Genomic DNA, 25,830 nt, shown 5'->3' with positions numbered 1-25,830 from the left:
TGCTTTGTCGGACATTAGGCGCTTAGAGCACGTCCGTGATGCTGCAAGTGGTCGTCGATAAAACTGGCGATGAAAAAATAGCTGTGGTCGTAGCCCGGTTGCAAGCGCAACGTCAGCGGATGACCGGCCAGCTTGGCCGCCTGTTGCAAGGCTTCAGGCTTGAGCTGAGTGGCGAGGAAATCATCACGATCACCTTGATCCACCAGCAGCGGCAGTTTCTCGTCAGCCTCGGCGATCAGGGCGCAAGCATCCCATTCGCGCCACTTCGAACGGTCTTCCCCCAGGAAACGAGAGAAGGCCTTCTGACCCCACGGGCAGTCCATCGGATTGTTGATCGGCGAGAACGCCGACACCGATTGATAACGACCTGGATTGCGCAAGGCACAGACCAGTGCGCCGTGGCCGCCCATGGAGTGACCGCTGATGCCACGCTTGTCCGACGCCGGGAAATGAGCCTCGACCAATGTCGGTAATTCCTGCACGACATAGTCATGCATCCGATAGTGACGCGACCAAGGTTCCTGGGTTGCATTCAGATAGAACCCGGCGCCGAGACCGAAGTCCCAGGCGCCATCCGGGTCACCCGGCACATCAGGACCGCGGGGGCTAGTGTCCGGCGCAACGATGATCAAACCCAGCTCGGCAGCCATGCGCAACGCGCCGGCCTTGTGCATGAAGTTTTCGTCGGTGCAGGTCAGGCCGGACAACCAATACAGCACGGGCAGCTTACCGCCCTGCTCCGCTTGCGGCGGCAGGTACACGGCAAACACCATGTCGCAGCCAAGCACATCGGAACGGTGCCGGTAACGTTTGTGCCAGCCGCCGAAACTTTTCTGGCAGGAAATATTTTCCAGGCTCATGATCGACCTCAGAAATGAATGACGGAGCGGATGCTTTTGCCTTCGTGCATCAGGTCGAACGCCTTGTTGATATCTTCCAGGCCCATGGTGTGGGTGATGAACGTATCCAGCGGAATTTCGCCGGTTGCGGCCATTTCGACGTAGCTTGGCAACTCGGTACGGCCGCGCACACCGCCGAACGCCGAACCGCGCCAGACGCGCCCGGTGACCAGCTGGAATGGACGGGTGGCGATTTCCTGACCGGCACCGGCGACACCGATGATCACCGACTCGCCCCAGCCCTTGTGGCAGCACTCAAGTGCAGCGCGCATCAATTGCACATTGCCGATGCACTCGAAAGAAAAGTCGACGCCGCCATCGGTCATGTCAACGATGACTTCCTGGATCGGACGGTCGAAGTCTTTCGGGTTCACACAATCGGTTGCACCCAGCTGCTTGGCGATCTCGAATTTGGCCGGGTTGATGTCGATGGCAATGATGCGTGCTGCCTTGGCTTTTACCGCGCCAATCACCGCCGACAGACCAATGCCGCCCAGACCAAAAATGGCCACGGTATCACCAGGTTTCACCTTGGCCGTATTGAGCACCGCGCCGATGCCGGTAGTGACACCGCAGCCCAGCAGGCAGACTTTTTCCAGCGGCGCTTCCTTAGCAATTTTGGCAACGGAAATTTCCGGCAACACGGTATATTCGGAAAACGTCGAAGTGCCCATGTAGTGGAAAATTGGCTGGCCCTTGTAGGAAAAACGCGAAGTACCATCTGGCATCAGACCCTTGCCCTGAGTCGCGCGAATCGCCTGACACAGGTTGGTTTTGCCCGACAGACAGAATTTGCACTGACGGCATTCCGGGGTGTACAGCGGGATCACATGATCGCCCACTGCCACCGACGTCACGCCCTCGCCAATCGCTTCAACTACCGCGCCACCTTCGTGACCCAGAATCGACGGGAAGATGCCTTCCGGATCCGCACCGGACAGGGTGTAGGCATCGGTATGGCAAACACCGGAGGCAACCACACGCAACAGAACTTCGCCGGCCTTGGGCATGGCGACATCGACTTCGACGATCTCGAGGGGTTTCTTGGCCTCGAAGGCAACGGCAGCGCGCGACTTGATCATGTGGATTCTCCAGTGAATAAAAACGAGACAGGGAGTGTAATACAGCGCCTTACGATGAATAATCCGGACAAAAGCAAAACATTATTGCCATACAGGGATAATCATCGATGGTCGAAAGCCGCTGGGAAGGGATCGACGAATTCGTCGCCGTAGCCGAATGCAGCCAATTCACTGCCGCTGCCGAACGCCTTGGGGTTTCTTCCTCTCACATCAGTCGACAAATCGTACGCCTTGAAGAGCGCCTTCAGACCCGCCTTCTTTACCGCAGCACCCGCCGGGTGACGCTGACCGAAGCCGGGCAAACCTTCCTGCAACATTGCCAGCGCCTGCAGGACGGTCGCGAAGAAGCCTTGCGAGCGGTCGGCGACCTGACCAGCGAACCCAAAGGCATGCTGCGCATGACGTGCGCCGTGGCGTACGGCGAGCGATTCATCGTGCCACTAGTGACGCGTTTCATGGGGCTCTACCCGCAACTGCGTGTCGACATCGAACTGAGCAACCGCCCGCTCGACCTGGTGCATGAAGGCCTGGACCTGGCCATCCGTCTGGGTCGCCTGCAAGATTCGCGACTGGTTGCCACACGCCTGGCGCCCCGACGCATGTACCTGTGCGCATCACCGTCCTACCTGGAACGCTATGGTCGGCCACACAGCTTGTCGGAATTGAGCCGCCACAACTGCCTCATTGGCAGCTCGGACCTGTGGCAACTGGAACAGAACGGGCGGGAATTTTCGCAGCGAGTACAGGGAAACTGGCGCTGCAACAGTGGGCAAGCGGTGCTGGATGCTGCGCTACAGGGCGTGGGGCTGTGTCAGTTGCCGGACTATTACGTGCTGGAGCATTTGAAAAGCGGCGCATTGATTTCACTGCTGGAGGCGCATCAACCGCCGAATACCGCTGTTTGGGCGCTTTATCCGCAGCAACGGCATCTGTCGCCCAAGGTGCGCAAGTTGGTGGATTACTTGAAGGAAGGGTTGGCTGAGCGGCCGGAGTACGCCACTTAACGGCGATTGGCCCAACGCTGACGAAGCCATTCGAGATCTTCGGGACGCGTAACTTTGAGGTTGTCGGAACGACCTTCGATCAACCGTGGCGCCATGCCAGCCCATTCCATGGCCGATGCTTCATCGGTAACGACGGCATCCGCCACCAGACTGTCCGCCAACGCCCGATGCAAGGCACCAAGGCGAAACATCTGCGGTGTATAAGCCTGCCAAATCACGCTGCGATCCACGGTTTCAAGTACCCGCCCATGCTTGTCGACCCGTTTGAGGGTGTCGCGTGCCGGAACCGCCAGCAACCCGCCGACGGGATCATCAGCCAATTCACTCAGCAACTTGTCCAGATCATCCCGGCTCAGATTCGGCCGCGCAGCGTCGTGAACCAGCACCCAGTCTTCATCATCAGCACCCAGCGCATGCAGATGCAGCAACGCGTTGAGTACTGAGTCGGAACGCTCGGCGCCGCCGTCAACCCGCTGAATTCGTGAATCGACAGCACAGGCCAGGTTCGGCCAATAAGGATCATCAACAGCGAGACTGACCACCAAGCCCTTGAGGGAAGGATGATCAAGGAAACAGCCGAGGCTGTGTTCGAGAATTGTGCGTCCGCCCAATTGCAGGTATTGCTTGGGACGGTCTGCGGCCATACGGGCACCGACGCCCGCGGCAGGAATCACGGCCCAGAAGGCCGGTAACGAGGAATTCATTGAGCCAACTGGTAAAGGGTTTCACCGTCCTTGACCATGCCCAACTCATGACGAGCCCGTTCTTCAACGGTCTCCATACCTTTTTTCAGCTCGCTGACTTCGGCGTCCATGACTCGATTGCGCTCCAGCAATCCTTCGTTTTCAGCCTGTTGATCCTTGATCTGCTGAGTCAGCTCAGCCACTTGCGCCAGACTGCCATTACCTACCCACAGGCGGTATTGCAGGCCAGCCAGCAACAAGAGCAAGACGAGGAACAACCAATTGGGACTGCGCATCGAATATCAGGTTTCCAGTGAAAAAAGACAGCCATGCAAAAACTTTGAAGCTTCTGATAGCACGAAGCCTGGAAGAACCAGGCTTGTGCTTATAAGGCATCAGATTAGTGGCAAATTGATCGCTGTTGCGATTTTTTCGACACAATCCGGTGTCTTTTTACCATTTAGCAATCAGCCGCGGAACTCGCTGCGGCCGTTGTATTTGGCTTTACCGTTCAACTGCTCTTCGATACGCAGCAGTTGGTTGTACTTGGAAACGCGGTCCGAACGGCACAGGGAACCGGTTTTGATCTGGCCAGCCGACGTGCCCACCGCCAGGTCGGCAATGGTCGAATCTTCGGTTTCGCCGGAACGGTGCGAGATCACAGCCGTGTAACCAGCGGCCTTGGCCATCTGGATGGCTTCCAGAGTTTCGGTCAGGGTACCAATCTGGTTGAACTTGATCAGGATCGAGTTAGCGATCTTTTTATCGATGCCTTCTTTCAGGATCTTGGTGTTGGTCACGAACAGGTCGTCGCCTACCAGCTGCGTCTTCTCGCCGATTTTGTCGGTGAGAATTTTCCAGCCAGCCCAGTCAGACTCGTCCAGGCCGTCTTCGATCGAGATGATCGGATAACGCTCGGTCAGACCTTTGAGGTAGTCAGCGAAACCTTCAGCGGTGAACACCTGGCCTTCGCCGGACAGGTTGTACTTGCCGTCTTCGTAGAATTCGCTAGCGGCGCAGTCCAGTGCCAGGGTCACGTCGGTGCCCAACTTGTAACCGGCGTTGGCCACAGCTTCGGAGATCACTTTCAAAGCGTCTTCGTTGGAGGCCAGGTTCGGTGCGAAACCACCTTCGTCACCAACAGCGGTGCTCAGGCCACGGGCCTTCAGAACAGCTTTGAGGTGATGGAAAATCTCGGTGCCCATGCGCAGGCCTTCCGAGAAAGACTTGGCGCCAACCGGCTGAACCATGAATTCCTGGATGTCGACGTTGTTATCGGCGTGCTCGCCACCGTTGATGATGTTCATCATCGGAACCGGCATCGAGTAAACACCCGGAGTGCCGTTCAGGTTGGCGATGTGAGCGTACAGCGGCAGATCCTGGTCCTGTGCTGCTGCCTTGGCCGCGGCCAGGGAAACGGCGAGGATCGCGTTGGCGCCCAGGGAGCCTTTGTTTTCGGTACCGTCGAGCTTGATCATCGCGTGATCCAGCGCTTTCTGATCGCTTGGGTCCATGCCTTTCAACAGGTCACGGATCGGGCCGTTGATGTTGGCCACGGCCTTCAGAACGCCCTTACCCAAGTAACGGCTCTTGTCGCCATCACGCAGCTCGAGTGCTTCACGCGAGCCAGTGGAAGCACCGGACGGCGCGCAAGCGCTGCCGATGATGCCGTTATCGAGAAGCACGTCCGCTTCCACGGTGGGATTGCCACGGGAGTCGAGAACTTCACGACCTTTGATGTCGACGATTTTTGCCATTGTTGTAAACACTCCAAAGTTGACGAAAACGACGCAGCTAGAGGAAATCTTTTACCGTCGGCAAGTGAGGTGCAGCGGGCAGACTTGCGGACGATAAGGCTCAGGCCCGAGGGCCTGAGCAACAAATCGTGCGGTACTTTACCGGAGAATTGAGGTTTACGCGGTTTCTACCGTCGGAAAACTCTTCACCAGTTCGTCCAACGCTTTGAGCTGGGCCAGGAATGGCTCCAGTTTGTCCAGACGCAAGGCGCAAGGGCCGTCGCATTTGGCGTTGTCCGGGTCCGGGTGGGCTTCGAGGAACAGGCCGGCCAGCGACTGGCTCATGCCAGCCTTGGCCAGGTCAGTCACCTGGGCACGACGACCACCGGCGGAATCGGAGCGACCGCCGGGCATTTGTAGCGCGTGGGTTACGTCGAAGAACACCGGGTATTCGAACTGCTTCATGATGCCGAAGCCGAGCATGTCGACAACCAGGTTGTTGTAGCCAAAGCTCGAACCGCGCTCGCAGAGGATCAACTGATCGTTGCCCGCTTCCACGCATTTGCTCAGGATGTGTTTCATCTCGTGCGGCGCGAGGAACTGAGCTTTCTTGATGTTGATCACCGCGCCGGTCTTGGCCATCGCGACCACGAGGTCGGTTTGGCGCGACAGGAAGGCCGGCAACTGAATGATGTCGCAGACTTCAGCGACGACCGCGGCCTGATCAGGCTCGTGGACGTCAGTGATGATCGGCACGCCGAAGGCTTGCTTGATGTCCTGGAAAATCCGCATGCCCTCTTCCAGGCCGGGGCCACGGTAAGAGGTCACGGAGGAACGGTTGGCCTTGTCGAAGCTGGCCTTGAACACATAAGGGATACCGAGTTTCTCGGTGACCTTTACATACTCTTCGCAGACCTGCATCGCCATGTCGCGGCTTTCCAGCACGTTCATGCCACCGAACAGCACCATTGGCTTGTCGTTGGCAATTTCGATATTCCCTACGCGGATGATCTTCTGAGCCATCGGACTTACGCCTTCTTCTGGTGTTGAACCAAAGCTGCTTTAACAAAACCGCTGAACAACGGGTGACCGTCGCGTGGCGTCGAGGTGAACTCCGGGTGGAACTGGCAAGCGACGAACCATGGATGATCCGGTGCTTCAACCACTTCAACCAGTGCGCCATCACCGGAACGACCGGAGATTTTCAGGCCGGCCGCCATGATCTGTGGCAGCAGGTTGTTGTTCACTTCGTAGCGGTGACGGTGACGCTCGACGATGACGTCTTTGGCATAGCAGTCGTGCACCAGCGAACCGGGCTCCAGCAGGCAATCCTGAGCGCCGAGGCGCATGGTGCCGCCCAGGTCGGACGATTCGGTGCGGGTTTCGACCGCGCCGGTAGCGTCTTCCCACTCGGTGATCAGACCCACGACCGGATGGCCGCTGGCACGATCGAACTCGGTGGAGTTGGCATCTTTCCAGCCCAGCACGTTACGAGCGAACTCGATCACGGCCACTTGCATGCCCAGGCAGATGCCCAGGTACGGAACCTTGTTTTCGCGAGCGTATTGTACGGCGGTGATCTTGCCTTCCACGCCACGCAGACCGAAGCCGCCCGGCACGAGGATCGCGTCAACACCTTCCAGCAGCGCAGTGCCCTGGTTTTCGATGTCTTCGGAATCGATGTAGCGCAGGTTGACCTTGGTGCGGTTGCTGATGCCGGCGTGACTCATCGCTTCGATCAGCGACTTGTAGGCGTCCAGCAGCTCCATGTACTTGCCGACCATCGCGATGGTGACTTCGTGCTCCGGGTTCAGCTTGGCGTCAACCACGGCCTCCCACTCGGACAGGTCAGCGCTGCCGCATTGCAGGCCGAAACGCTCAACGACGAAATCATCCAGGCCCTGGGAGTGCAGAATGCCCGGGATCTTGTAGATGGTGTCGGCGTCTTCCAGCGCGATCACCGCACGTTCTTCAACGTTGGTGAACTGCGCGATCTTGCGTCGCGAAGAGATGTCGATCGGGTGATCGGAGCGGCAGACCAGCACGTCTGGCTGCAGGCCAATGGAACGCAGTTCCTTGACCGAGTGCTGAGTCGGCTTGGTTTTGGTTTCGCCGGCGGTGGCGATGTATGGCACCAGTGTCAGGTGCATCAGCATCGCGCGCTTGGCGCCGACTTCGAAACGCAATTGGCGGATCGCTTCCAGGAACGGTTGCGATTCGATGTCACCCACGGTGCCACCGATCTCGACCATCGCCACGTCGGCATCGCCGGCGCCCTTGATGATCCGGCGTTTGATTTCGTCGGTGATATGCGGGATCACCTGAATGGTGGCGCCCAGGTAATCACCACGGCGCTCTTTGCGCAACACGTGCTCGTAGACACGGCCGGTGGTGAAGTTGTTGTTCTGGGTCATGGTTGTGCGGATGAACCGCTCGTAGTGACCGAGGTCCAGGTCAGTCTCGGCACCGTCGTGGGTGACGAACACTTCACCGTGCTGGAACGGGCTCATCGTGCCCGGGTCAACGTTGATGTACGGGTCCAGCTTCAGCATGGTGACCTTAAGTCCCCGCGCCTCCAGGATGGCCGCCAATGAAGCCGATGCGATGCCTTTCCCCAATGAAGAAACAACACCGCCCGTGACGAATATGTAGCGCGTCATGAAAAACCCTAGAAGTCTGCGTTAAAGCGGTCCGAGCCGCCGGGGAAAGCGAAGGAAGGCCGAAGCCCCCGATCACCTGCATTAATCACAGTGCACCTTTCAAAAAAACCGCCGCGTTGGGACAGACCGGCAGATGAAACACCGGTACGTTGCTCGCTACACATTTTTTGGAATCGCCCAGCAAAGACTGCTTGGTAATCGGCAACTCCTGTAATTCAGGCGAATCCACAGAAGTTGTATCAAGAAGGGAGCGTAGTCTACCGGAAAGCCCCTTTCAGCTCAAACCTTGATCTTCGCTCGGTGGTTGCCACTGTAAATGCCAGCCGTCCTGCCCACTGCCATTCAAGCCCTGTACGCTCGCTACTGCCAGCATTTGTTCGCCACGATAGAGCAGCGGCAATCTGCCACGGACGAAGCCTGGAACCCCGCGTTCATTGAGCAAACGCTTCAGGTCGCGATGGCCGCGATCAGCTAAATGCATGACCTCGCCTCCCTCACGATAGCGGATTTGCAGCGGGCCATTGGGGATTTGCCCGGTGAGCGTGAGCACACCATTTTCCGGTAACGCCAACGACTTCGAAGGATCAGCCCAATGCACGGCAGGTGGCGGATTGCGTAGCCAACAGCCCGAAAGCCACCAGATACGCCCGGCCGAGCGATGCAGTTCTCCATCCGCCAGCCGCCAGACCGGACGGGCATCACCGGTAGCGTCGCGCAAATCCTCCCAACCCGACCAATGGTCGCTGTCCGGCAATCGGGTCAACGCTGCGAGCCAGTGGCTCAGCGCGTTGCGCTGGCGAGCGCCGGAGTGCCTAGCAAGGCAAGCCAGCTCCAGAGATTGCACGCCCAGGCATTCGAAATCATGGGTTGTTGCCGCTTCGGCCAAATCAATGTGCGCCAACTCATACAGCAAAGTCTGCGCTTCACTCAAGTGAGCAGCGCTACGTGCCATCGTCGCCGCCGCTTGCGGCCAGCGCTCGGTCAACACCGGGAACACCTGATGCCGCAGGTAGTTGCGGGAGAACTGTCGATCCTGGTTCGAAGGGTCTTCGATCCAGCTCAGGCGGTGCTCGGCTGCATAGGCCTCAAGTTCGGCGCGTGAGACATCAAGCAGTGGGCGCAGAAGATGTCCACGTCCCAAGACCCTCTCACGAGGCATCCCCGACAAACCTCTCACCCCGGCCCCACGTAACAGTCGAAACAACAGGGTTTCCGCCTGATCGTCACGGTGCTGGGCGGTTAGCAGAATGTCCTTGGCATGTATCACCGATTTGAACGCCCCGTAACGCGCATCCCGAGCGGCACGCTCAAGGCTGGCGCCGGGCTGAACTTGAACGTGAATCACCTCTAACGGCATACCCAAGGCATCACAAACGGACTGACAATGTGCCGGCCACGCATCTGCCGCCGCCTGAAGGCCGTGGTGGACATGGATGGCGCTGAGCGTTGGCAGGGATTGGTTTTTTGCGAGATGGGCAAGCAAGTGCAACAGGACGGTGGAATCGAGGCCACCGCTGAATGCAATGCGCCAAGCCGTAGCGTTGCGCCACGGAGCAAGCTTCAGCAGAAGCTTGGCAGGCAAATCAATCATTGGCTGACTCATAGCGCTCCCTTTGCACAAAACAAATGTGGGAGCGAGCCTGCTCGCGATAGCGGTATAACAGCCAACAGATGAGTTGAATGTTATGCCGCCTTCGCGAGCAGGCTCGCTCCCACATGGGAAAAGCGAGGTCAGATCAGAGACCGTAGCTCATCAGTCGCGCGTAACGACGGGCCAGCAGCGCGTCATTGTCGAACTTCTTCAACATCGCCAATTGCGCGGTCAACTCGGCACGGATCGATGCTGCCGCCGCCGCTGGATTACGGTGCGCACCGCCCAGTGGCTCGCCGATCACCTTGTCCACGATACCCAAGCCTTTCAGGCGCTCGGCGGTGATGCCCATGGCTTCGGCGGCATCCGGCGCTTTATCGGCGGTTTTCCACAGGATCGATGCGCAACCTTCCGGCGAGATCACCGCGTAGGTCGAGTACTGCAGCATGTTCAGTTGATCGCAAACACCGATTGCCAGAGCACCACCGGAACCACCTTCACCGATCACGGTGGCGATGATTGGGGTTTTCAGACGCGACATGACACGCAGGTTCCAGGCGATCGCTTCGCTCTGGTTACGCTCTTCAGCGTCGATACCAGGGTAGGCACCAGGTGTGTCGATGAAGGTCAGGATCGGCATCTTGAAGCGCTCGGCCATTTCCATCAGCCGGCACGCCTTGCGGTAGCCTTCCGGGCGCGGCATGCCGAAGTTGCGGCGAACTTTCTCGCGCACTTCACGGCCTTTCTGGTGACCGATGATCATCACCGGCTGGTCGTCCAGACGAGCAATACCGCCAACAATGGCGGCGTCATCAGAGAAGTGACGGTCACCGTGCAACTCGTCGAACTCGGTGAAGATGTGTTCGATGTAGTCCAGGGTATAGGGACGTTTCGGGTGACGCGCCAGACGAGCGATCTGCCAGCTGGTCAGCTTGCCGAAGATATCTTCGGTCAGCGTGCTGCTTTTATCCTGCAGGCGGGAGATCTCATCGCCGATATTCAGCGAATTGTCGTTACCGACCAAGCGCAACTCTTCGATCTTGGCTTGCAGGTCGGCGATCGGCTGTTCGAAATCTAGAAAATTCGGGTTCATAGGCGTCCGTCTTGGGTCGACATCCAAGAGAGCTTGGGCCGGCCGGTTGTCTATTCGCGCCCTACCTTAAGGGAGAGGCGCGTTCAGGTCGAGATTAAAAATTCAGGTCGAGATCAGGGCGCACTCTTGATGACAAGAAATGGCACCTGACCGTCAACGGTATTGGAGGAAGACGTTGTCTCGCCCGAACTGGTCACGCAAGGCTTGAATCAACGCATCCGCCGGATCGATTCGCCAGGTCTCGCCGAACTGCAGCAAGGCCTTCGCATCGGGGCTCGTGTACTCCATGGTGATCGGGCACGCGCCGCGGTGACGCTTGAACAATTCACCCAGCCAGCGTAGCTGATCGCCCTTCAAATCCTTGGTCTGCAGCTTCAGGCGCAGGCTTTCGGCAAGGTTGGTGCGCGCATCTTCCATGCTCATCACGCGCTTGACCCGCAGTTTCAGGCCGCCGGAGAAGTCGTCATTGCTGACCTCGCCTTCGACCACCACCATCGCATCCGTCTGCAACAGCGACTGCGCGGTATGGAACGCCTCGGCAAACAGCGACGCCTCGATCCGTCCGGAGCGGTCGTCGAGGGTGATGAAGCCCATCTTGTCGCCCTTTTTGTTCTTCATCACGCGCAGGGCGATGATCATGCCGGCGACAGTCTGGGTATCGCGTGCCGGCTTCAAATCGATGATGCGCTGGCGGGCAAAGCGACGGATTTCACCTTCGTATTCGTCAATCGGGTGACCGGTCAGGTACAGGCCCAGGGTGTCTTTCTCCCCTTTCAGCCGTTCCTTGAGCGTCAGCTCCTTGGCCTTGCGATGGCTGGCGTAAACGTCCGCATTTTCTTCGACAAACAACCCGCCGAACAGGTCGGCATGGCCACTGTCCTGGGTGCGTGCGGTTTGTTCCGCAGCCTTGATCGCCCCTTCCATCGCCGCCAGCAGCACCGCACGATTCTGGTCGATGCTCGCTTGATAAGCTTTCGGCTCATCATGGAAATAAGGCCCCAGACGATCCAGCGCACCGCTGCGGATCAAACCGTCCAGGGTGCGTTTGTTGATCCGTTTGAGATCGACACGGGCGCAGAAATCGAACAAATCCTTGAATGGACCGTCCTGGCGCGCCTCGGTGATCGCTTCCACCGGACCTTCGCCAACACCCTTGATCGCGCCGAGGCCGTAAATAATCCGGCCTTCGTCATTCACCGTGAACTTGAACTCGGAGGCATTCACATCCGGCGCGTCGAGGCGCAGCTTCATGGTGCGAATTTCTTCGATCAAGGTCACGACCTTGTCGGTGTTGTGCATGTCTGCCGACAGCACCGCCGCCATGAACGGCGCCGGGTAATGCGTTTTCAACCACGCGGTTTGGTACGACACCAGGCCATACGCTGCGGAGTGAGACTTGTTGAAACCGTAACCGGCGAACTTCTCCACCAGGTCGAAAATGTTACCGGCCAGGTCCGCGTCGATGTTGTTGGTCGCACAACCTTCAATGAAGCCGCCACGCTGCTTGGCCATTTCTTCGGGCTTTTTCTTACCCATGGCGCGACGCAGCATGTCCGCACCGCCGAGGGTGTAACCGGCCATAACCTGGGCAATCTGCATCACCTGTTCCTGATACAGGATGATGCCGTAAGTCGGTGCCAGTACCGGTTTGAGGCCTTCGTACTGGTAATCCGAATGCGGGTACGCCAGTTCGGCACGACCGTGCTTACGGTTGATGAAATCGTCCACCATGCCCGATTGCAAAGGGCCCGGACGGAACAGGGCCACCAGTGCGATCAAGTCTTCCAGGCAGTCAGGCTTGAGCTTTTTAATCAGCTCCTTCATACCGCGGGATTCGAGCTGGAACACCGCCGTGGTTTCAGCTTTTTGCAGCAGCGTGTAGGTCGGCTTGTCGTCCAGCGGAATGAACGCGATGTCCAGCGGTGGCTGATCGACCTTGGCGCGGTCGCGGTTGATGGTTTTCAGTGCCCAGTCGATGACTGTCAAGGTCCGCAGGCCGAGGAAGTCGAACTTCACCAGACCAGCGGCTTCAACGTCATCCTTGTCGAACTGGGTCACCAGACCGTCACCGGCCTCATCGCAATAGATCGGCGAGAAGTCGGTCAGTTTGGTCGGCGCAATAACTACTCCACCGGCGTGCTTGCCGACGTTTCGCACGACGCCTTCGAGCTTGCGGGCCATTTCCCAGATTTCGGCGGCCTCTTCATCGACCTTGATGAAGTCACGCAGGATCTCTTCCTGCTCATAGGCCTTTTCCAGGGTCATGCCGACTTCGAACGGAATCATCTTCGACAGACGATCCGCCAGACCGTAGGACTTGCCCTGCACCCGCGCCACGTCCCGGACCACAGCCTTGGCCGCCATGGAACCGAAGGTGATGATCTGGCTTACCGCATTGCGACCGTATTTTTCGGCCACGTACTCAATGACCCGATCGCGACCGTCCATGCAAAAGTCGACGTCGAAGTCGGGCATCGATACCCGTTCCGGGTTAAGAAAACGTTCAAACAGCAGGTCATATTCCAGCGGATCGAGGTCGGTGATCTTCTGCACATAGGCCACCAGCGACCCGGCACCCGACCCCCGGCCAGGACCTACCGGCACACCGTTACTCTTGGCCCACTGGATAAAGTCCATCACGATCAGGAAGTAACCGGGGAAGCCCATCTGGATGATGATATCCAGTTCGAAATTCAACCTGTCTACGTAGACCTGACGCTTGGCCTCATAGTCTTCCGTGGTGTCTTTGGGCAGCAGAACGGTCAGGCGTTCTTCCAGGCCATCGAACGACACTTTGCGGAAATACTCGTCGATGGTCATGCCATCGGGAATCGGAAAGTTGGGCAGGAAGTGCTTGCCCAGCTTCACTTCGATGTTGCAGCGCTTGGCGATCTCTACAGTGTTTTCCAGCGCCTCGGGCAGGTCACTGAACAGCTCGGCCATTTCCTCGGCGCTTTTGAGGTATTGCTGGTCGCTGTAATTCTTCGAACGCCGCGGATCGTCGAGGGCGCGGCCCTCACCGATGCAAACGCGGGTTTCGTGAGCGGCGAAGTCTTCCTGCTTGATGAAACGCACGTCGTTGGTGGCGACAAGCGGCGCGCCGATTTTCTCGGCCAGGGCCACGGCACCGTGCAACTGCTCTTCATCATTGGGGCGATTGGTGCGCTGGATTTCCAGGTAGAAGCGATCCGGGAACACCGCCATCCATTCGCGCGCGAGGTTTTCCGCTTCAGCCGGGTTGCCACTGAGCATGGCCAGGCCGATTTCGCCCTCTTTCGCCGCCGACAGCATGATCAGGCCTTCGCTGGCTTCGGCTACCCATTCGCGCTCGATGATTACCGAGCCATTGCGCTGGCCATCGATGAAGCCGCGGGAGATCAGCTCAGTGAGATTGCGATAGCCGACGGCGTTCATCGCCAGCAGGCTGATTCGGCTCAGGGCGTTGTCCGGATCCTTGTTCGACAACCACAAGTCGGCACCGCAAATCGGCTTGATCCCTGCACCCATGGAGGCTTTATAGAATTTGACCAGGGAACACATGTTGTTCTGATCGGTGACCGCTACAGCAGGCATGTTCATGCCGACCAGGGTCTTGACCAGCGGTTTGATCCGCACCAGACCGTCGACCAGGGAATACTCAGTGTGCAGGCGTAGGTGAACGAATGAAGCCGGCATAGTGATCCTGCGTTATGTCATGAAAACAACAAGGCCCGGATTGTACCGGGCCTTGAGTAAAACATCAGCCTTGCGACTAACTCTCGATCAGACTTTCCCGTGCCTCGTACGCCAGACGCACCGGGGCGAACGAGCGGCGGTGTATCGGGGTGGGACCGAGGCGGGCCAGCGCTTCCAGATGAACGGGCGTCGGGTAGCCTTTGTGCCCGCCGATGCCGTAACCCGGGTAAATCAGTTCAAACGCCGCCATTTCGCGGTCACGGCTGACCTTGGCCAGAATCGATGCCGCCGCAATGGCCGGGACCTTGCCGTCGCCCTGCACGACCGCTTCAGCTCGCATGGACAGTTTCGGGCAACGATTGCCGTCGATCATCGCCAGTTTCGGCTGGATGTGCAGGCCTTCAACCGCGCGCTGCATCGCCAGCATGGTGGCGTGCAGGATGTTCAGCTCATCGATTTCTTCGACTTCAGCCCGAGCAATGCACCAGCTCAGGGCTTTTTCGCAGATCTCGTCATAAAGCTTTTCGCGGCGGGCTTCGGTGAGCTTCTTTGAGTCGTTCAGGCCGAGGATCGGTCGGTTTGGATCGAGGATCACTGCCGCCGTCACCACTGCACCGCAGAGCGGGCCACGACCGACTTCGTCAACACCGGCCACGAGGTCTTCGACTTCGGCGACCAGGGTGAAGTCCAGGCCCATCTGAATGCTGGTTTTGCTCATTGTGGTTTGCCGATCAGGTTCAGTACTGCGTCCGCCGCCTGATTGGAGGCGTCCAGGCGCAAGGTACGGTGGATTTCGTCGAAGCCGCGAGTCTGTTCCTCGCCACCTTCGATCAAGGGTGAAAGTGTTTGAGCGAGGGCCTCGACCGTTGCGTCGTCCTGCAGCAACTCGGGCACCAACAGGCGCTGAGCCAGCAGGTTCGGCAACGAAACGTAAGGACTTTTCACCATCCGTTTGAGAATCCAGAACGTCAAGGGCGCCAGTCGATACGCCACCACCATCGGCCGCTTGTACAGCAACGCTTCAAGGGTAGCCGTACCGGAAGCGATCAGCACCGCGTCGCAGGCTGCCAGTGCCAGATGGGATTTGCCATCGAGCAAGGTCAGCGGCAGATCGCGACCGGCCAGCAGCTCTTCAAGCTGTGCGCGGCGTTCGGGGCTGGCGCACGGCATAACGAATCGCACGCCCGGACGCAGGGCGCGCAGGCGCTGGGCGGTGTCGAGGAACAACGTGCCGAGTCGGCCCACTTCGCCACCACGACTACCAGGCATCAGTGCAACCAGCGGACCGTCCGGCAAATCAAGTTCGGCACGCGCAGCGGCTCGGTCAGCCTCAAGCGGAATCGCATCGGCCAGGGAGTGCCCGACAAACCGCACCGGCACGCCCTTCTCTTCATAGAATTTCGCTTCGAACGGGAACAGCGTCAGCATCAGGTCGCAGCCTTCGCGAATCTTCAGGACGCGCTTCTGACGCCACGCCCACACCGACGGGCTGACGTAATGCACGGTCTTGACCCCGGCCTGACGCAGCTTGAGTTCGATATTGAGATTGAAGTCCGGGGCATCGATACCGATGAATACGTCCGGTTTTTCAGCGATCAGGTCGGCGATCAGCTTTTTGCGACGCGCCAGCAGTTCACGCAGTCGCCCCAACACTTCCACCAGGCCCATGACCGATAGCCGCTCCATGGGAAAGTACGAGACCAGCCCTTCGGCCTGCATCAATGGGCCACCGACACCGATGAATTCCACCGCCGGATGCTGAGCCTTGAGTGCGCGCATGAGGCCCGCGCCCAGAATGTCGCCGGAAGCCTCACCCGCTACCAGCGCAATACGCAGATTAGCCATGATTAACGAGTGATGCCGCGAGTCGAAGACTGGATGGAATCACGGAACACTGCGACTTCCGGGAACTGATCTGAGGGTTCGGCAAGCTCGGTGAGCGCTTGCTCGATTGTCAGGCCCTGGCGATAAACCACCTTGTAAGCACGACGCAAGGCGTGGATCGCTTCTTCACTGAAACCACGACGGCGCATACCTTCAAAGTTCATGCTACGGGCTTCGGCAGGATTGCCGAACACCGTGACATACGCTGGAACGTCCTTGCCGATGGCAGTCCCCATGCCGGAAAAGCTGTGGGCGCCAATGTGGCAATACTGGTGAACCAGGGTGAAACCGGAGAGGATCGCCCAGTCTTCAACGTGCACATGCCCGGCCAACGCAGTGTTGTTGACCAGGATGCAGTGGTTGCCGATAACGCTGTCGTGGCCGATGTGGGCATAGGCCATGATCAGGTTGTGATCGCCCAGGGTCGTTTCCGAACGGTCCTGAACTGTCCCGCGGTGAATCGTCACGCCTTCACGAATGACGTTGTGGTCACCAATGACCAGACGGGTTTCTTCGCCTTTGTATTTCAGATCGGGCGTGTCCTCACCTACCGACGAAAACTGGTAGATGCGGTTGTGCTTACCGATTCGGGTCGGGCCTTTGAGAATCACGTGCGGCCCGATCACTGTTCCCTCGCCGATTTCCACACCTGCGCCGACGATCGACCACGGGCCGACCTCGACGTCGTCGGCCAGAACGGCCGTCGGATCGATGATTGCGCGAGGGTCAATCAAACTCATAGTTTGCGTTCCGCACAGATGATTTCAGCAGAGCAGACTGGTTTGCCGTCGACCGAAGCCTGGCATTCGAACTTCCATATCTGACGTTTGCAGCTCAGGAACTTGGCTTCAAGGATCAACTGATCGCCCGGCAGCACTGGCTGACGGAAGCGCAGCTTGTCAGAGCCCACGAAGTAGTAAAGGGTGCCGTCCGCCGGTTTCACGTCGAGCATTTTGAAACCAAGGATCCCGGCAGCCTGAGCCATCGCCTCGATGATCAGTACGCCCGGCATGATTGGATGCGCAGGGAAGTGACCATTGAAGAACGGCTCGTTGATGCTGACATTCTTGTAGGCGCGAATGCGCTTGCCTTCCACATCCAGATCCACGACCCGGTCCACCAGCAGGAACGGGTAACGGTGAGGCAGGTATTCGCGAATCTCGTTGATGTCCATCATTTCGGGGGGAAGCCTATGTAAAGATTGGGAGCGCGCGACTGACACGCGCCCCTCTAGCAAATCAAGCAGGCAGTCTAACGGCTGTGCACACTTGATATGGAAATGGTATCAGCCATCTGATGAAGCATTACCGTCAGGGGTCACTTCCCCGACACGCTTTTCCAGCTGCCGCAGACGCCGCGCGATGTCATCGAGCTGACGGATGCGAGCCGCGCTTTTGCGCCATTCGGCTGCTGGCTGCATTGCCGTACCGGAAGAATAGGAACCCTTTTCGGTAATCGAGTGGGTCACCATGGTCATCCCGGTGATGAAAACGTTGTCACAAATTTCGATATGCCCCACCAGCCCTACGCCACCGGCGAGCATGCAATGCTTGCCGATTTTGGTACTGCCGGAGATCCCCACACAGGCAGCCATGGCGGTGTGATCACCGACCTGAACGTTGTGGGCGATCTGGATCTGGTTGTCGAGCTTCACACCATTGCCAAGAACGGTATCGGCCAACGCACCGCGATCAATAGCGGTATTCACGCCAATTTCCACATCGTCACCGACCAACACACCACCGATCTGAGCGATTTTCTGCCAGACACCTTTCTCGTTGGCAAAACCGAAACCTTCGCCCCCAAGCACGGCACCCGACTGAATGACCACTCGTTTGCCGATGCGAACGTCGTGGTACAGCGTGACCCGCGGAGCCAACCAACCGCCCTCACCAATTTCGCAACGGGCGCCGATGAAGCAATGCGCACCAATGGTCACGCCGGCAGCAATGCGTGCCGCACTTTCGATCACCGCAAAGGCACCGATACTCGCAGCCGGATCAACCACCGCGTCCTCGGCCACAACGGCTGTCGGATGAATACCGGGAGCCGCTTTCGGTTTTGGATCGAACAGGTGGGAAATACGCGCGTAGGCCAGATACGGATCAGGCACCACCAGCGCATTACCGGCAAAACCTTCGGCATCGGCGGCCTTCAGCAAGAGCGCTGCGGCCCGGCTGTCTGCCAGGTATTTACGGTATTGAGGGTTTGCGAGAAAGCTCAACTGAGCTGGGCCAGCCTCTTGCAAAGTGGCCAGCCCAGTAATTTCTTTCTCCGGGTCGCCACGTAGCGTGGCACCGAGGAACTCAGCCAGCTGACCGAGCTTTATAGTCGCTGTCATGGTTACTTCAGCTGATTCATGCGCTCGATAACCTGGCGCGTGATGTCGTACTGAGGTTTGACATCAATCACTGCGCCACGCTCGAAGACCAGGTCAAAAGCACCTTTCTTGATGACTTCTTCCACAGCGCTGTCCAGTTTCGGCTTGAGCTGCTTCAGCATTTCACGGTCGGCAACGGCTTTGGCTTCGTTCAGTTCCTTGGACTGGAACTGGAAGTCACGAGCCTTTTGCTTGAACTCGAGTTCAAGACGCTCACGCTCGCCTTGTTGCATCTTGTCGCCACCGGCCATCAGACGATCCTGAATGCCTTTGGCACTGCTTTCCAGCGTCTTTAGCTTGGTCAGTTGCGGGCCAAACTTCTTCTCCGCATCCACAGCGTATTTCTTGGCCGCGTCGGATTCCAGCAGAGCCATCTGATAGTTCAGAACGGCGATTTTCATGTCGGCAAAAGCCGGACCTGCTACCAGTACGGTTGCGAGGAGAACCAATTGAGTCAACTTACGCACGATGTACTCCTACAAAATCCATTGTCGTTATTTTGAGGCCGACGCTTAGAACGTCTGGCCAAGAGAGAATTGGAACACCTGAGTTTCAGCGTTATCCGGTTCTTTTACTGGCATTGCCAGCGCGAAACTCAGCGGCCCCAGCGCAGTGACCCATGTAACACCTACACCCACGGAACTGGCCATGTTGCTGTAGCTAATGTCGTTACATTGCGTATTGGACTTCGACTGAGGGTTGGTATTGGTGGTCTGCTCGCACTTGGAGTCAAACACATTACCCACATCCCAGAATACAGAAGTGCGCAAGGAACGTTGATCCTTGACGAAAGGCATCGGGAACAGAATCTCTGCACCACCTTGAATCAGGACGTTGCCGCCGAATGGCAGTGGATCTTGATCCGGGTCTGCAAGAGTACCCTGGTTGCCAGTAACGCCCTGGCCACGGCTCGGCGTACTGCGCGGGCCCAGCGTACTGTCCTTGAAGCCACGAACCGAATTGAAACCACCAGCGAAGTAGTTTTCATAGAACGGCAAACCGTTGGTCGAACCGTATCCATCGCCATAACCCAGCTCAGTGTGCAGGCGCATGGTGTATCTTTCAGTCAATGGCTGGAACAACTGGCCACGGTAGTCGAGTTTGAAGAACGACAAGTCGCTACCCGGCGTGGTGACTTCCGCCGTCAAGCTTTGAGAATGACCACGGGTCGCCAATACGCCTTTGTTCAGGGTCGACTCGGACCAGCCAGCCGAAGCCTTGAAGTTCAGGTATTCGTCGCCTTCAGTGTTAACAAAGTCGAAAATTTCGTCGACGGTGTATTGACCGGTTTTGATCTTGTCTTGCTGTCCAGTCAGACCAAAGGTCAGACGCGATGTTTCGCTGATCGGGTAACCGACGCTAATACCAGCACCCAGGCTGTCTACGGCATAGCTTGCTACGTCAACGTCGAGGTCTTTGTAGTCGGTGGTGCGATAGAAAGCGTTGTAACCCAGGCTCACACCGTCTGCCGTCCAGTACGGGTCGACATAACCGAAGTTATAGCGGCTCTGGTATTCACTTTTGGTCAAGCCGATGCTGACCTTGTTACCGGTACCCAGGAAGTTGTTCTGGGTGATCGAACCACCGAGGATCAGGCCGGCGCTTTGTGCGAAGCCGATACTGGCAGTGATCGAACCGGAAGCCTGTTCTTCAACGCCGTAGTTCACGTCAACCTGGTCATCGACACCTGGCACAGCCGGGGTTTCGACGTTGACTTCTTTGAAGAAGCCCAGGCGCTCAAGGCGCGTCTTGGATTGATCGATCAGGTAGGTCGAAGCCCAGCCGCCTTCCATCTGGCGCATTTCACGGCGCAGCACTTCGTCTTCGGACTTGGTGTTGCCACGGAAGTTGATACGGTTAACGTAAGCCCGTTTACCCGGATCCACTGCGAAGGTGATATCAACGGTGTGGTCTTCATTATGGGGCTGAGGCACGCCATTGACGTTGGCGAAGGTGTAACCCTCGTTACCCAGACGGCGGGTGATCAATTCCGATGTGGTGGTCATCAGCTTGCGCGAGAACACCTGGCCTTTCTGGACCAGCAGCAGGGACTTGATCTGATCTTCAGGGACTTTCAGGTCACCGCTCAGCTTGACGTCACGAACGGTGTACTTCTCACCTTCGTTGACGTTGACCGTGATGTAGACGTGTTTCTTGTCCGGTGTGATGGACACCTGGGTCGAAGCGATATCCATATTGATATAGCCACGGTCCAGGTAATAGGAACGCAGACGCTCCAGGTCACCGGAAAGCTTTTCACGCGCGTACTTGTCATCATTCTTGAAGAACGACAGCCAGTTGGTGGTCTTCAGTTCGAACAGGTCGATCAGGTCTTCTTCAGGGAAGACGGTGTTACCCACCACGTTGATGTGCTGGATAGCCGCAACGGTGCCTTCGTTGATGTTGACCTTCAACCCGACGCGGTTACGCGGCTGCGGCACCACTTCAGTGTCGACCGTGGCGGAGTAGCGACCCTGGGCGACGTATTGGCGCTGCAGTTCGTTACGTACACCTTCGAGGGTGGCCCGCTGAAAGATCTCGCCTTCAGCCAGACCGGATTGTTTGAGGCCTTTCATCAGGTCTTCAGTAGAGATCGCCTTGTTACCTTCGATCTCGATACTGGCGACCGACGGGCGCTCGACTACCGTGATGACCAGGACGTTGCCATCGCGGCCCAGCTGGATATCTTGAAAGAACCCGGTTTTGAACAAAGCACGAGTGGATTCCACCAGGCGACGATCATCCGCCTGTTCACCGACGTTCAACGGCAAAGCACCAAAGACGCTACCCGCGGAGACCCGCTGGAGGCCATTGACGCGAATATCAGAGATAGTGAAGGACTCGGCGTGAACTTCGGCGATCATCAATACGGTGAGAACCGCAGTTAGCAGCAGACGTTTCATGAAGTCCTTTCTTATTCCAACTGGCAATAAACAAACTGCCGCAAAATGCGGCAGATTCGCAATTCAGCGAAGTGTTACAGACGGCCCAAATCATTGACCAGAGCGAGCAACATCACCCCGACCACCAAACTGATACCGATCTGTATCCCCCAACCCTGCACCCGATCCGACAAGGGACGACCACGCGCCCACTCAATCAGATAAAACAACAAATGCCCCCCATCCAGTACAGGAATGGGCAACAAATTCAGAACCCCCAGGCTAATACTCAGATATGCAAGGAAATTCAGGAAGTCAGCAACGCCCGACTGGGCAGAAGCGCCCGCCACTTTAGCAATGGTTATCGGTCCACTCAAGTTTTTTACCGAGAGCTCACCGAACAACATTTTCTTTAGCGAATCGAGGGTCAGTACGCTCATGGTCCAGGTGCGGCGCGCCCCCTCTCCAATCGCGGCCAGCGGGCCGTAACTGACTTCGCGAATCATCTCTGGCGGCCAATCGACCGCCTTCACTCCGGCCCCCATATAACCGGTAGGTGCCTTGCTCTCGCCGCGAGCAGCCAGCGAAACAGGGACGTCGATTTGAGCACCCTCACGCTCGACACGCAGCATGATTTTGGTATCCGGATGCATACGGACAGTGTCGACCACTTGCTGCCAGTCATCCAGCGCCTTGCCATCGAGAGCCAGCAACCGGTCACCCGTCTTCAGGCCCGCGGCCTGCGCCGGCCCTTTCGGATCAATCTCGGCCAACACGGGAGGCAGCGCCGGACGCCAGGGACGAATACCCAACGAACGAATCGGATCCGGCTCGTCGGCGCCCTTGAGCCATTTATCCAGCGTCAGCTCGCGAGAAGAGTCCGCCGTAGAGCCTTGCTCACGCACCAATAATTGAAGCGAACCACTCTCGCCAAGACGACGAACCAACTGCAGATTCACCGCTGCCCAGCCGGAAGTTGGCTCGCCATCAATGGCAATGATTTCCTGACCAGCGCTCAAACCGGCCCTGGCAGCAATACTGCCGGACTCGACTGCACCAATGACTGGCCGCACCTGCTCGCTGCCGAGCATTGCCAACACCCAGAAAAACACCATTGCCAAGAGGAAATTGGCGATCGGACCTGCCGCCACGATGGCGATACGCTGACGGACAGATTTGCGATTGAAGGAATGCTCAAGCTGATCGACCGGCACCTCGCCTTCACGCTCATCGAGCATCTTCACGTAGCCGCCCAATGGAATGGCTGCCACCACGAACTCAGTACCTTTCTTGTCGTGCCAGCGCAACAGCGGCATGCCGAAGCCTACGGAGAAACGCAGCACCTTGACCCCACAGCGACGTGCGACCCAGAAATGGCCGAATTCGTGGAAGGTAACCAGCACACCCAAAGCCACCAGGGTGCCGACAATCATATAGAGCGCGCTCATCTACTTTCTCCGCAATCCTATTCAGTGCCGCATGGGCCAACGTATTGCAGCACTTACCGCCCGTGACGGCTCAACCATTGCCCGGCCAGAACTCGCGCCTTCGCGTCGGCCGTGAACACCGCCTCGAGATCTTCCACCGCAACGACAGGCTCGAGGTTCAACACCTCCTCGATAATACTCGCGATTTCCAGATAGCGAACCCGCCCGTCGAGAAACGCCGCGACAGCCACTTCATTCGCAGCATTGAGCATCGCCGGTGCGCTATTGCCAGCCTCGGCTGCCTGACGCGCAAGACGCAGACACGGGAAACGCTCTTCATCGGGGGGCTGGAAATCCAGACGCGCAATGGCAAACAGGTCCAGCGGCGCCACGCCCGAATCGATTCGCGCCGGCCAAGCCAGGGCGTTTGCGATCGGCGTGCGCATATCCGGATTGCCCAACTGGGCAAGCACCGAACCATCGATGTAGTCGACCAGAGAATGAATCACGCTCTGAGGGTGAATCACGACCTCGACCTGGGACGGCTTGGCGTCGAACAGCCAGCAGGCCTCGATCAACTCGAGCCCCTTGTTCATCATGCTGGCGGAATCGACCGAAATTTTGCGCCCCATCGACCAGTTCGGATGAGCACACGCCTGCTCTGGCGTCACATGCGCCAGTTCGGCTATTGGTGTCTGACGGAACGGGCCACCAGAGGCGGTAAGTAGAATCCGACGCACACCGACCGCGCCAAGCCCACGAGCGAAATCCTGCGGCATACACTGGAAAATCGCGTTGTGCTCGCTGTCGATCGGCAGCAGTACCGAACCACTTTTGCGCACGGCCTGCATGAACAGCGCCCCGGACATCACCAGCGCTTCTTTGTTAGCCAGCAGAATTTTCTTGCCAGCCTCGACTGCCGCCAGGGTCGGACGCAAGCCTGCCGCACCAACGATGGCCGCCATGACTGCATCGACCTCAGGATCGGAAGCAACCTGACACAACCCCTCCTCCCCTACCAGCACGCGAGTCGACAGGCCAGCCGCGCGCAAATCATCCTGCAGGGTTCGGGCTGCACTCGCTTGCGGCACTACAGCAAACCGCGGTGTATGACGCACGCACAAGGCCAACAGCTCGCTCAGGCGAGTGAACCCGCTCAAGGCGAAAACCTGGTAACGCGCTGGATGACGAGCAATCACGTCGAGGGTGCTCAGCCCAATCGACCCAGTCGCCCCCAGGACAGTAATCTGTTGTGGGCGGCTCACGGTGCAGCCATCCACAACAGTACGGCGAATACTGGAATCGCAGCCGTCAGGCTGTCAATTCGATCCAGGACACCACCATGCCCCGGAAGCAGGTTACTGCTGTCCTTGATACCCGATTGACGCTTGAACATGCTTTCGGTGAGGTCGCCCACCACCGAGATGAAGACGATCACTGCCGCACCGACCAACCCCATCAGAATCTGGGCGAAACCCCAGTCGCGCACTAAACCGACGATCGCCGTGATCACCAGACTCAGCAGCAAACCGCCGTACACCCCTTCCCAACTCTTGCCAGGGCTGACCTGCGGCGCCAGCTTTCGCTTGCCGAAGGCCCGGCCGGAAAAGTACGCGCCGATATCAGCCCCCCAAACCAACACCATCACAGCCATGATCAACCAGTTCCCCAGGGACTCCTGCTTGATCTGGACCAGGCCCTGCCAGGCCGGCAACAGGATCAGCAAACCGATCACCAGTTTGCTGGCGGCGCTGGCCCAGTACTCGCTGGAGCGCGGGTACGTCAGCACAAGATAAGTCGCCACCCCCCACCAGAGCACCGAAGCACCCAGCACCCAAGGCGCCAACCCCGGCAGGATGTGCATGACAAACAGCATCAACGCGACCACAACGGCATAGGCAACGCGAATCGGCTGAGCAGTGAAGCCGGCCAGCCGCGCCCATTCCCAAGCGCCGAGCGTCACTACAAACCCGATGAACAGCGCAAAGTTGGAACCTTCAAGCAGGAAAAACCCGCACAAAGCAATCGGCAGCAGGATCAGTGCAGTGATGATTCGTTGTTTAAGCATTAAACCCGGGCTCCATTCTCGACCTGCTCGCTCGTTTTACCGAAGCGGCGCTGGCGAGAAGCGAAATCGGCCAGCGCATTTCGCATGGCGTCGTGTTTGAAGTCCGGCCAGAACAGGTCGGAGAAGTACAACTCGGCGTAAGCCAGCTGCCACAGCAGGAAGTTGCTGATGCGGTGCTCGCCACCGGTACGGATGCACAAGTCCGGCAACGGCAAGTCGCCGGTAGCCAGACAGGTTTGCAGCAATTCAGGGGTGATGTCTTCCGGGCGCAAATGCCCGGCCTGAACTTCCCGTGCCAGGCGCTGAGCGGCCTGCGCGATGTCCCACTGCCCACCGTAATTGGCGGCGATCTGCAAGACAAAGCGGTTGGCACCGACAGTCATCGCTTCGGCTTCACGCATGGCAGCCTGAAGCTCGGGATGAAAGCGCGAGCGATCACCGATGATGCGCAGACTGATGTTGTTGTCATTGAGGCGCTTGGCCTCGCGACGCAATGCCTTGAAAAATAAATCCATCAAGGCACTGACTTCATCTGCCGGGCGCTGCCAGTTCTCACTGGAGAAGGCGAACAGGGTCAACACCTCGACCTTGGCCTCGGCGCATACCTCGATTACTGCACGAACCGCATCCACGCCCGCTTTATGCCCGGCAACACCCGGCATAAAGCGCTTCTTCGCCCAGCGATTATTACCATCCATGATGATCGCGACATGGCGCGGCACCGCGGACGGTACAGTCTGCTTGGTCTTTTCCATGAAAACGCGAC

At 58.1% G+C, this 25,830-nt stretch carries 22 protein-coding genes; 1 reads left to right on the top strand and 21 read right to left on the bottom strand.

The annotated features are described in order from the left end of the window. Positions 1-14: 14 nt before the first annotated feature. Both fghA and AC3ISI_RS05375 read right to left on the bottom strand, forming a co-directional pair. Complete coding sequence (gene fghA / locus AC3ISI_RS05380) at positions 15-860, bottom strand: S-formylglutathione hydrolase (protein ID WP_489335794.1); 846 nt, start codon at positions 858-860, stop codon at positions 15-17. 8 nt (positions 861-868) lie between these two features. Beyond that, complete coding sequence (locus AC3ISI_RS05375) at positions 869-1,981, bottom strand: S-(hydroxymethyl)glutathione dehydrogenase/class III alcohol dehydrogenase (protein ID WP_007949355.1); 1,113 nt, start codon at positions 1,979-1,981, stop codon at positions 869-871. Between the two features lie 107 nt (positions 1,982-2,088). Between AC3ISI_RS05375 and AC3ISI_RS05370 the strand changes: the two genes are divergently transcribed. After that, positions 2,089-2,985, top strand: a complete 897-nt coding sequence (locus AC3ISI_RS05370) for a LysR substrate-binding domain-containing protein (RefSeq protein WP_489335792.1) — start codon at positions 2,089-2,091, stop codon at positions 2,983-2,985. Here the strand turns inward: AC3ISI_RS05370 and ispD are convergent. From ispD to uppS, 19 genes are all read right to left on the bottom strand, one after another. After that, positions 2,982-3,689, bottom strand: a complete 708-nt coding sequence (gene ispD, locus AC3ISI_RS05365) for a 2-C-methyl-D-erythritol 4-phosphate cytidylyltransferase (protein WP_489335791.1) — start codon at positions 3,687-3,689, stop codon at positions 2,982-2,984. The genes AC3ISI_RS05370 and ispD overlap by 4 nt on opposite strands. Continuing rightward, complete coding sequence (gene ftsB / locus AC3ISI_RS05360) at positions 3,686-3,964, bottom strand: cell division protein FtsB (RefSeq protein ID WP_452625137.1); 279 nt, start codon at positions 3,962-3,964, stop codon at positions 3,686-3,688. Before ftsB ends, ispD begins: the two co-directional genes overlap by 4 nt. Before the next feature lie 171 nt (positions 3,965-4,135). After that, on the bottom strand, positions 4,136-5,425 hold the full coding sequence (eno, locus tag AC3ISI_RS05355; RefSeq protein WP_046029212.1) for a phosphopyruvate hydratase: 1,290 nt from the start codon (positions 5,423-5,425) through the stop codon (positions 4,136-4,138). 156 nt (positions 5,426-5,581) lie between these two features. Beyond that, positions 5,582-6,427, bottom strand: coding sequence for a 3-deoxy-8-phosphooctulonate synthase (gene kdsA / locus AC3ISI_RS05350; protein WP_059407823.1), 846 nt, complete (start codon positions 6,425-6,427; stop codon positions 5,582-5,584). 5 nt (positions 6,428-6,432) lie between these two features. After that, positions 6,433-8,064, bottom strand: a complete 1,632-nt coding sequence (pyrG, locus tag AC3ISI_RS05345; RefSeq protein WP_007949349.1) for a CTP synthase — start codon at positions 8,062-8,064, stop codon at positions 6,433-6,435. A 274-nt stretch (positions 8,065-8,338) separates the two neighbouring features. Beyond that, a complete protein-coding gene (gene tilS / locus AC3ISI_RS05340) occupies positions 8,339-9,667 on the bottom strand; it encodes a tRNA lysidine(34) synthetase TilS (protein ID WP_489335790.1) in 1,329 nt (442 codons plus the stop codon). 133 nt (positions 9,668-9,800) lie between these two features. Beyond that, positions 9,801-10,748, bottom strand: coding sequence for an acetyl-CoA carboxylase carboxyltransferase subunit alpha (locus AC3ISI_RS05335; RefSeq protein ID WP_489335789.1), 948 nt, complete (start codon positions 10,746-10,748; stop codon positions 9,801-9,803). Between the two features lie 153 nt (positions 10,749-10,901). Next, positions 10,902-14,423, bottom strand: a complete 3,522-nt coding sequence (gene dnaE, locus AC3ISI_RS05330) for a DNA polymerase III subunit alpha (protein ID WP_489335788.1) — start codon at positions 14,421-14,423, stop codon at positions 10,902-10,904. Positions 14,424-14,499: 76 nt separating this feature from the next. Next, positions 14,500-15,126 carry a ribonuclease HII gene (gene rnhB / locus AC3ISI_RS05325; RefSeq protein WP_170219102.1) on the bottom strand — a complete coding sequence of 209 codons (627 nt, stop codon included), beginning with the start codon at positions 15,124-15,126 and terminating at the stop codon, positions 14,500-14,502. A gap of 11 nt (positions 15,127-15,137) precedes the next feature. After that, entirely contained in the window at positions 15,138-16,268 is a 1,131-nt protein-coding gene (gene lpxB, locus AC3ISI_RS05320) for a lipid-A-disaccharide synthase (RefSeq protein WP_489335787.1), read from the bottom strand. Positions 16,269-16,270: 2 nt separating this feature from the next. Then, complete coding sequence (gene lpxA, locus AC3ISI_RS05315) at positions 16,271-17,047, bottom strand: acyl-ACP--UDP-N-acetylglucosamine O-acyltransferase (RefSeq protein ID WP_477803685.1); 777 nt, start codon at positions 17,045-17,047, stop codon at positions 16,271-16,273. Continuing rightward, the gene (gene fabZ, locus AC3ISI_RS05310) at positions 17,044-17,484 is read right to left on the bottom strand and encodes a 3-hydroxyacyl-ACP dehydratase FabZ (RefSeq protein WP_007907157.1); all 441 of its coding nucleotides are present in this window, start codon (positions 17,482-17,484) and stop codon (positions 17,044-17,046) included. Before fabZ ends, lpxA begins: the two co-directional genes overlap by 4 nt. A gap of 108 nt (positions 17,485-17,592) precedes the next feature. Further along, positions 17,593-18,648, bottom strand: a complete 1,056-nt coding sequence (gene lpxD, locus AC3ISI_RS05305) for a UDP-3-O-(3-hydroxymyristoyl)glucosamine N-acyltransferase (protein ID WP_489335786.1) — start codon at positions 18,646-18,648, stop codon at positions 17,593-17,595. A 2-nt stretch (positions 18,649-18,650) separates the two neighbouring features. Further along, positions 18,651-19,154, bottom strand: a complete 504-nt coding sequence (locus AC3ISI_RS05300) for an OmpH/Skp family outer membrane protein (RefSeq protein ID WP_008028980.1) — start codon at positions 19,152-19,154, stop codon at positions 18,651-18,653. Between the two features lie 45 nt (positions 19,155-19,199). After that, the gene (gene bamA, locus AC3ISI_RS05295; RefSeq protein WP_489335784.1) at positions 19,200-21,590 is read right to left on the bottom strand and encodes an outer membrane protein assembly factor BamA; all 2,391 of its coding nucleotides are present in this window, start codon (positions 21,588-21,590) and stop codon (positions 19,200-19,202) included. A 74-nt stretch (positions 21,591-21,664) separates the two neighbouring features. After that, on the bottom strand, positions 21,665-23,017 hold the full coding sequence (gene rseP, locus AC3ISI_RS05290; RefSeq protein WP_489335783.1) for a sigma E protease regulator RseP: 1,353 nt from the start codon (positions 23,015-23,017) through the stop codon (positions 21,665-21,667). A gap of 53 nt (positions 23,018-23,070) precedes the next feature. Continuing rightward, complete coding sequence (ispC, locus tag AC3ISI_RS05285) at positions 23,071-24,261, bottom strand: 1-deoxy-D-xylulose-5-phosphate reductoisomerase (RefSeq protein WP_489335782.1); 1,191 nt, start codon at positions 24,259-24,261, stop codon at positions 23,071-23,073. Next, the gene (locus tag AC3ISI_RS05280) at positions 24,258-25,064 is read right to left on the bottom strand and encodes a phosphatidate cytidylyltransferase (protein WP_489335781.1); all 807 of its coding nucleotides are present in this window, start codon (positions 25,062-25,064) and stop codon (positions 24,258-24,260) included. Before AC3ISI_RS05280 ends, ispC begins: the two co-directional genes overlap by 4 nt. Next, positions 25,064-25,819 (bottom strand): polyprenyl diphosphate synthase, encoded by a 756-nt coding sequence (gene uppS / locus AC3ISI_RS05275; RefSeq protein ID WP_489335780.1) that lies wholly within the window; start codon positions 25,817-25,819, stop codon positions 25,064-25,066. Before uppS ends, AC3ISI_RS05280 begins: the two co-directional genes overlap by 1 nt. Positions 25,820-25,830 lie beyond the last annotated feature (11 nt).

The organism is Pseudomonas sp. GL_139_B, from assembly GCF_057834475.1.
This window is presented reverse-complemented; position numbering and strand designations above follow the sequence as displayed.

Excerpts from the sequence above, each read along its gene's own strand:
- bamA (WP_489335784.1), bottom strand. The coding sequence starts at position 21,590 with ATGAAACGTCTGCTGCTAACTGCGGTTCTCACCGTATTGATGATCGCC.
- uppS (WP_489335780.1), bottom strand. The coding sequence starts at position 25,819 with ATGGAAAAGACCAAGCAGACTGTACCGTCCGCGGTGCCGCGCCATGTC.
- AC3ISI_RS05335 (WP_489335789.1), bottom strand. The coding sequence starts at position 10,748 with ATGAACCCGAATTTTCTAGATTTCGAACAGCCGATCGCCGACCTGCAA.
- pyrG (WP_007949349.1), bottom strand. The coding sequence starts at position 8,064 with ATGACGCGCTACATATTCGTCACGGGCGGTGTTGTTTCTTCATTGGGG.
- lpxB (WP_489335787.1), bottom strand. The coding sequence starts at position 16,268 with ATGGCTAATCTGCGTATTGCGCTGGTAGCGGGTGAGGCTTCCGGCGAC.
- fghA (WP_489335794.1), bottom strand. The coding sequence starts at position 860 with ATGAGCCTGGAAAATATTTCCTGCCAGAAAAGTTTCGGCGGCTGGCAC.
- eno (WP_046029212.1), bottom strand. The coding sequence starts at position 5,425 with ATGGCAAAAATCGTCGACATCAAAGGTCGTGAAGTTCTCGACTCCCGT.
- AC3ISI_RS05375 (WP_007949355.1), bottom strand. The coding sequence starts at position 1,981 with ATGATCAAGTCGCGCGCTGCCGTTGCCTTCGAGGCCAAGAAACCCCTC.
- tilS (WP_489335790.1), bottom strand. The coding sequence starts at position 9,667 with ATGAGTCAGCCAATGATTGATTTGCCTGCCAAGCTTCTGCTGAAGCTT.
- AC3ISI_RS05280 (WP_489335781.1), bottom strand. The coding sequence starts at position 25,064 with ATGCTTAAACAACGAATCATCACTGCACTGATCCTGCTGCCGATTGCT.
- rseP (WP_489335783.1), bottom strand. The coding sequence starts at position 23,017 with ATGAGCGCGCTCTATATGATTGTCGGCACCCTGGTGGCTTTGGGTGTG.
- lpxD (WP_489335786.1), bottom strand. The coding sequence starts at position 18,648 with ATGACAGCGACTATAAAGCTCGGTCAGCTGGCTGAGTTCCTCGGTGCC.
- lpxA (WP_477803685.1), bottom strand. The coding sequence starts at position 17,047 with ATGAGTTTGATTGACCCTCGCGCAATCATCGATCCGACGGCCGTTCTG.
- ispD (WP_489335791.1), bottom strand. The coding sequence starts at position 3,689 with ATGAATTCCTCGTTACCGGCCTTCTGGGCCGTGATTCCTGCCGCGGGC.
- dnaE (WP_489335788.1), bottom strand. The coding sequence starts at position 14,423 with ATGCCGGCTTCATTCGTTCACCTACGCCTGCACACTGAGTATTCCCTG.
- kdsA (WP_059407823.1), bottom strand. The coding sequence starts at position 6,427 with ATGGCTCAGAAGATCATCCGCGTAGGGAATATCGAAATTGCCAACGAC.
- AC3ISI_RS05370 (WP_489335792.1), top strand. The coding sequence starts at position 2,089 with ATGGTCGAAAGCCGCTGGGAAGGGATCGACGAATTCGTCGCCGTAGCC.
- ftsB (WP_452625137.1), bottom strand. The coding sequence starts at position 3,964 with ATGCGCAGTCCCAATTGGTTGTTCCTCGTCTTGCTCTTGTTGCTGGCT.
- fabZ (WP_007907157.1), bottom strand. The coding sequence starts at position 17,484 with ATGATGGACATCAACGAGATTCGCGAATACCTGCCTCACCGTTACCCG.